At 70.7% G+C, this 6,857-nt stretch carries 6 protein-coding genes; 2 read left to right on the top strand and 4 right to left on the bottom strand.

Annotation, left to right across the window (positions count from 1 at the left end):
- A partial coding sequence (locus tag GA0115259_RS42125; protein WP_237540459.1) for a DUF6227 family protein occupies positions 1–528 on the top strand: 528 nt, incomplete at its 5' end.
- Positions 529–636: 108 nt separating this feature from the next.
- Here GA0115259_RS42125 and GA0115259_RS24235 read toward each other — a convergent pair.
- The 4 genes from GA0115259_RS24235 to GA0115259_RS24220 all read right to left on the bottom strand — a co-directional run bounded on the left by GA0115259_RS24235 (position 637) and on the right by GA0115259_RS24220 (position 6,280).
- Entirely contained in the window at positions 637–2,661 is a 2,025-nt protein-coding gene (locus GA0115259_RS24235; protein WP_093600957.1) for a PTS fructose transporter subunit IIABC, read from the bottom strand.
- Positions 2,662–2,806: 145 nt separating this feature from the next.
- Positions 2,807–3,754: a 1-phosphofructokinase gene (gene pfkB / locus GA0115259_RS24230; protein ID WP_093600955.1), complete on the bottom strand. Its 948-nt coding sequence runs from the start codon at positions 3,752–3,754 to the stop codon at positions 2,807–2,809.
- A 19-nt stretch (positions 3,755–3,773) separates the two neighbouring features.
- Positions 3,774–4,535: a DeoR/GlpR family DNA-binding transcription regulator gene (locus GA0115259_RS24225; RefSeq protein ID WP_093600953.1), complete on the bottom strand. Its 762-nt coding sequence runs from the start codon at positions 4,533–4,535 to the stop codon at positions 3,774–3,776.
- 134 nt (positions 4,536–4,669) lie between these two features.
- Complete coding sequence (locus GA0115259_RS24220; RefSeq protein WP_093600951.1) at positions 4,670–6,280, bottom strand: MFS transporter; 1,611 nt, start codon at positions 6,278–6,280, stop codon at positions 4,670–4,672.
- Positions 6,281–6,343: 63 nt separating this feature from the next.
- Here GA0115259_RS24220 and GA0115259_RS24215 point away from each other — a divergent pair.
- On the top strand, positions 6,344–6,857 hold a 514-nt coding region (locus GA0115259_RS24215), incomplete at its 3' end, for a helix-turn-helix transcriptional regulator (protein ID WP_141716672.1).

Genomic DNA, 6,857 nt, shown 5'->3' with positions numbered 1-6,857 from the left:
GCCGTCGACGGACCCGATGGGTTACCGCCGATGGCAGCAGGACCGGAGGCTGTACCGCCCGGCGACAGAACGTCCATGGACGATGTCGCGGCCGGTCTGCTCGCGGAGCTGGAGTCCGAGCGCACGGCCGAGATCGATGCCCATCTCGCCCTGCTCCGTGGGCTGCGCGCGCTGCCTCCGGTGCGTCGGCCCCGCAGATATTTCCCGGACAACTCCCCCGACCACGCGCGCCGGGTGCTGCGCCGGGCGGAGAACACCGACCGGCCCGGCGAGGAGACCGCGCGACTGCTTCGGACGGCCTTCGCGCACCACATCACACAGGTCTTCGGGCGGCAGTGCCAGGTCGAGGGCGGCAAGGACGCCGGATTCACGCTCTACGAGCACGCCTTCCTGCTGATCGACGGCAGCGAGATGAGCCTCTGGGAGGTGGAGCACACCGCGACGCCGGACGGCCGGCACATGTGCGAGGTGTACGAGGCGGAAAGCGCCGCGCGCGAAGCCATGGAGCTTCGCGCGCGGGTGCTGTGAGACGGCGTGGAGAGGGCGTGGGGAGTGGAATGTGATGCGGCGGAGCCGGTGGGCCGCGGTAGCTGTCGCGGTGGCTGAGCGAGGGCCGTACGAGCGTGCGGAGGCGGCTCAGACAGCCACCGGGACCTTGGCCTCCGCCCCGGCTCCACCGGCCGTACCGTCCTCGGCTCGGGCGGCGCCCTCGCCCTGGTCCGGGCGGCCCGTCTTCCGGGCTGCCTTGAGCAGGACGACCAGCCCGGTGCTCACCGCCGTACCGACCGCGATGGCGATCAGATAGAGGACCGGATTGCCGATCAGCAGGATCACGAAGATGCCGCCGTGCGGTGCCCGCAGGGTGCACTCGAAGAGCATCGACAGCCCGCCGGTGACCGCGCCGCCCACCATCACCGACGGGATCACCCGCAGCGGATCGGCCGCGGCGAAGGGAATCGCGCCCTCGGTGATGAAGGAGGCACCGAGCACCCAGGCGGCCTTGCCGTTCTCCCGCTCGGTATGGGTGAACAGCTTGCCGCGTACGGCCGTGGCCAGGGCCATCGCGAGCGGCGGGACCATTCCCGCGGCCATCACGGCGGCCATGACCTTGAGGCTGCCCTCGTTGGGATTGGCGAGTCCGCCGACGGCGAAGGCGTAAGCGACCTTGTTGAGCGGGCCGCCCAGGTCGAAGCACATCATCAGGCCGAGTACGACACCGAGGATGATCGCGTTGGCCCCGGAGAGGCCTGACAGCCAGTCGGTGAGCGCCTTCTGGAGCGAGGCGATGGGCTTGCCGACCACCAGGAACATCAGAAAGCCGACGACCGCCGAGGAGATCAGCGGGATCACGACGACCGGCATGATCCCGCGCAGCGGAGCGGGCACCCGCACCCGCTGGATGGCCATCACGGTGCCGCCGGCGATCAGACCGGCGGCCAGACCGCCGAGGAAGCCCGCGTTGATGGTGAGGGCGATGGAGCCGCCGACGAAGCCCGGCACCAGACCGGGACGGTCGGCCATGCCGTACGCGATATAGCCCGCGAGGACGGGCAGGAGGAAGGTGAACGCCAGACCGCCGACCTGGAAGAGCAGGGCCGCCCAGCTTGTGTGGTCCGTCCAGACGAAGTGCTCGGCGACGGAGGGCGCCGTGTTGACGGTGTAGCCGCCGATGGCGAAGCCGAGGGCGATCAGCAGCCCGCCCGCGGCCACGAACGGGACCATGTAGCTGACACCGGACATCAGCCATTTGCGGAGCTTGGTGCCGTAGCCCTCGCCGGGCTCGCCGGAGCCGTCCACGGGCGTGGTGTGCGAGCCTCCGGAACCGGCGCCCGCTCCGGCGCCGGTGGCCGAGGCGGGGATCTCGCCGCGTTCGGCCTTGGCACGGACCTCGGCGATCAGTTCGGCGGGCCGGTTGATACCTGCCTTGACGCCGACATCGACGGTGGGCTTTCCAGCGAACCGTTCCTTCTCCCGTACCGGCACATCGTGCGCGAAGATCACGCCGTCGGCGGCGGCGATGACGGCGGCATCGAGCCGGCTGAAGCCGGCGGATCCCTGTGGCTCGACGACCACCTCGACGCCGGCCTGCTGCTGTCCGGCCTTCTCCAGGGCCTCGGCGGCCATATAGGTGTGCGCGATACCGGTGGGACAGGAGGTGACGGCGACGATCCGGAAGACTCGATCGGCGGCGGAGACATCCGGCTCGGCGTCATCGGGTTCGGCATCGTCCTGGATCAGGGCTGCCGCGGCGGTCGCGTCCTCGGCCGCGCGCAGCGCGGCCGTGAAGTCCTCGTCCATCAGACGGCGGGCCAGGGCCGAGAGGATCGTGAGATGGGCGTCGTCGGCACCGGCAGGCGCCGCGATCAGGAAGATCAGATCCGCCGGACCGTCCGGAGCACCGAAGTCGATGCCTCGCGCCGAGCGGCCGAAGGCCAGGGTGGCTTCCGTCACATGGGCGCTCCGGCAGTGCGGTATGCCGATCCCGCCGTCGAGGCCGGTGGGCATCTGTGCCTCACGCGCGGCCACGTCGGCCAGGAAGCCGTCCAGGTCGGTGATCCGGCCCAGGCTCACCATCCGTTCGGCCAGCGAGCGGGCCGCGGCTTCCTTCGTCTCGGCGGCCAGGTCGAGGTCGACCAGGTCCGCGGTGATCATCTCGCTCATCGCGGGCTCCTTCGCTCGCATATCTGCTTGAGGACTGTCTGCTTGAGGACTGTCTGGCTGGGGACTGTCTGCTTCTGGGCTGTCTGCTCGGAGACACAGGGAAGGCAGGGAGAGGAGAAGGGAAAGGGAAGGCACGACAGGCGGCTCATGAGGCGGGCTCCGTGAGTGGGCGGTCCACCGGTATGTCGGCGGTCACCGTGACCGCCGACGGGTCCAGGTCCGAGGGCGAGGGCATCACGCTCCCCGGTAGCCGTACGGCCGCCGCACCGTGCGCCACGGCGGACGCCAGCGCCTCCGGGCCTTCGCCGCCCGCCGCCAGAAAGCCGGCCAGCGAGGCGTCGCCCGCACCGACGTTACTGCGGACGGCGGTGACGGCGGCGAAGCCGAACCACGTCCCCGCGTCCGAGACCAGAAGCTGGCCGTCGGCGCCCAGGCTGGCGAGGACGGTCCTGGCACCGTACGTACGCAGCTCCTCCGCCGCCTTGACGGCGTCGCCGACCGTGGCGAGAGGGCGTCCGACGGCCTGGGCCAGCTCCTCGGCGTTCGGCTTGACGACATCGGGCCGCTCGCGCAGCGCCGCCAGCAGGGAGGGCCCCGAGGTGTCCAGCGCGATCCTGGCCCCGGCGAGATGCGCGCGGGCGACCAGTTCGGCGTACCACTCGGGCGCGAGCCCTCGCGGCAGGCTGCCGCAGCAGGCGATCCACGCGGCGGCGCCGGCATGTGTACGGATCATGGAGAGCAGCGACTGCGACTCCACGGAGGTCAGCTCGGGACCCGGTGCGTTGATCTTCGTCAGAGTGCCGTCGGGTTCGGCGAGGGCGATATTGGAGCGGGTCGCGCCCGCGACCGGCACCGGCGCGACCTCGATGCCTTGCCCGGCGAGCAGTTCGGCGACGAGCGCGCCCGGCGCACCGCCCAGCGGCAGTACGGCGACGGTGCGCCGGCCCGCCGCGGCGACGGCCCGCGAGACATTGACGCCCTTGCCTCCGGGATCCATGCGTTCGGCGGTGGCCCGCAGCACTTCGCCGCGGTCGAGGGCCGGGACTTCGTAGGTACGGTCCAGGCTCGGGTTCGGAGTGACGGTGAGGATCATCTGCGCACGCTCCCCGGCCCTAGACGCTCAGCACTTCGGTGCCCGCGGCCTCGACCGCCGCGGTGTCCGAAGGGCCGAGTCCGCTGTCGGTGATGAGCAGATCGACATCGGCGAGGGTGCCGAAGCGCGCGAAGTGCTCCTGGCCGTGCTTGGCCGAGTCCGCGAGCAGCACCACCCGCCGGGCGGCTCCGACGAGCGCGCGCTTGACGGCCGCCTCGGCGAGATCGGGCGTGGTGAGACCGCCGTCGGGCGAGAAGCCGTTGGTGCCGAGGAAGACGACATCGGCGCGGATCTCGCCGTACGCCCGCAGCGCCCAGGCGTCGACGGCCGCGCGCGTACGGTGCCGTACCCGGCCGCCGACGAGATGGAGATCGATCCCGGGATGGTCGGCGAGCCGGGCGGCGACGGGCAGCGCGTGGGTGACGACGGTGAGGCCGCAGTCCAGCGGGAGGGCCGCCGCGAGCCGCGCCACGGTCGAGCCCGCGTCGAGGATCACACTGCCGTCCGCCGGCAGCTCGGCGAGCGCCGCGTGCGCGATGCGGTCCTTCTCGTCGGCCGCCGTGGATTCGCGCTCCGCGAGATCGGGCTCGAAGTCGAGCCGCCCGGCCGGGATGGCGCCGCCGTGCACACGCCGTACGAGCCCGGCGCGGTCGAGGGCCTTGAGATCGCGCCGTACGGTCTCGGCGGTGACCTGGAACTCCTCGGCGAGCGAGAGGACATCGACGCGCCCGCCCTCACGGGCCAGACGCAGGATCTCCTGCTGACGCTCCGGTGCGTACATGTGTTTTTACGTCCGTTCCATGCCCGAACCTGTGGTTTCGGCGATACGCTACGCCGAGATTTCCAGAAAGTAAACAGATCCGGGCACGAGACGGACAGGAACAGACAGGCGCGAGAGAGAACCGATCGCCGCCGCTACTGGACTCCGACCACGGTCCCGTCAGCCGCCTCGGCCTCCCCTGGCCGGGCCGGCAGCGCGAACATCACCGCGAAGATGACCACGAGCACCGCCACCACCCACCACAGCGCGTGCTGGAACCCGTCCCCGAAGGCCGCGCCCATCGCGGACGCCGCCCCGGACGCCGCCCCCGTCGCGCCCGCTCCGCCGGCCGCGAGCCGGTCGTCGACCACTCCGAAGAAGACCACCGACACCAGTCCCAGCCCCAGCGCGTTGCCCATCTGCTGCGTGGTGTTGATCAGACCGGACGCCGAGCCCGAGTGCTCGCGCGGTACGCCCGAGAGCACCGCGTCCGTCAGCGGCGCCACGACCAGCCCCATGCCGAGGCCCATCACGACAAGCGGCAGCGCCATCTGCCAGGAGCGGATCTCCAGCCCGTACCGCCCGGCCTCCCAGATGTAGAGCAGCAGCCCCGCCACCATCGTGAGCGCCCCGGCCTGAAGCACCTTGCGCCCGAAGCGCGGGACCAGTTTCTGTACGGAGAGTCCGGCCGCCACCGATACCGCGACCGAGAACGGCACACCGGTCAGCCCGGCCCGCAGCGGGCTCCAGCCGAGGCCGATCTGCATATAGAGCGTCCAGACCAGGAAGAAGATGCCCAGCGCCACACCGAAGGTGAGCTGTACGGCGATACCCGCGGCGAAGCTCTTCACCCGGAACAGCGACAGCTCGACCAGCGGCGAACCGTCCTTGCGCGTCTTCCGCCTCTCGTACGCCACAAAGCCGGTGAGGACGACCAGGCTGCCGGCCATGCACAGGTGTCCCCACAGCGGCCAGCCCAGCTCACGCCCGCGCGTGAGCGGATAGATCAGCATCAGCAGGGCCGCCGTCACCAGCACCACTCCGACCAGATCGAGCCTGAGCGCCTTGGGCGCCCTGGACTCGGTGATGAACCTCCGGCCCAGCACCACACCCGCGACACCCACCGGAAGATTGATCAGAAAGATCGGACGCCACTCCAGGCCGAGCAGATTCCACTGGGTGAGCAGCGCGCCGAGCAGCGGTCCCGAGACCGCGCCGAGGCCGACGATCGCACCGAACATCCCGAAGACCTTGCCGCGCTCGTGCGCCGGAAAGGTGACATGGATGATCGCCAGCACCTGCGGCACCATCAGCGCGGCCATCGCGCCCTGAAGGAGCCGGGATCCGACCAGCATCGCCGGGTCGGCGGCGAAGCCGCAGAGAGCGGAGGCGACCGTGAAGCCGGTGATACCGATCAGGAACAGCCGTTTGCGGCCGTATATGTCACCGAGTCGGCCACCTGTGATCAGTCCGGCGGCGAAGGCCAGCGCGTATCCGGCGGTGATCCACTGGATCGCTCCGAACGAGGCTCCGAAATCCCGTTCGATGCTCGGGATGGCGATATTGACGATGGTGACATCGACCAGGTCCATGAAGGCCGCGGTCATGACGACGGCCAGGGCCAGCCAGCGACGGCGGTCGGCAAAGCCGGAACCAGGACCGGGACCGGAACCAGGACCGGTGGCGGAGACATCATGGGCGGACTCGGGAGCCGTATCCAGTACGGCGGGCGTAGAACTCGCGTGTACAGCGGGCGTAGAACTCATGCGCCACACGCTAGAAACCATCTAGGCCAGTCCATGTCCTAGATGGAGCGCACCATGGACCGCATGACCGATACCCCGGCGCGGCTCCTCAGTCTGCTCTCCCTCCTCCAGACCCCGCGCGAATGGCCCGGCAGCGAGCTGGCCGACCGTCTCGGCGTCAGCCCGCGCACCATCCGCCGCGATATCGACCGGCTGCGCGAGCTCGGCTATCCCGTCGAGGCCTCCAAGGGCGCCATCGGCGGCTACCGGCTGGTCGCCGGCACCGCCATGCCTCCGCTGCTCCTCGACGACGAGGAGGCCGTCGCCATCGCCGTCGGGCTACGGGCCGGGGCCGGCCATGCGATCGAGGGCGTCGACGAGGCCTCCGTACGCGCCCTCGCCAAGCTGGAGCAGGTGCTTCCGTCGCGGCTGCGGCACCGTGTCTCCACCCTCCAGACCGCCACGATCCCGGTCACCCGAGGCGACGGCGCGACCATCGATCCCCGCACCCTGACGGTGATGGCCGGCGCCGTCACGGGCGGCGAGCGGCTGCGCTTCGGCTATCGCTCGGGCGACGGTACGGAGACAAAGCGGCAGG

Origin of the sequence: Streptomyces sp. MnatMP-M17, from assembly GCF_900091995.1 — a bacterium.
Classification (GTDB): Bacteria; Actinomycetota; Actinomycetes; order Streptomycetales; family Streptomycetaceae; genus Streptomyces.
This window is presented reverse-complemented; position numbering and strand designations above follow the sequence as displayed.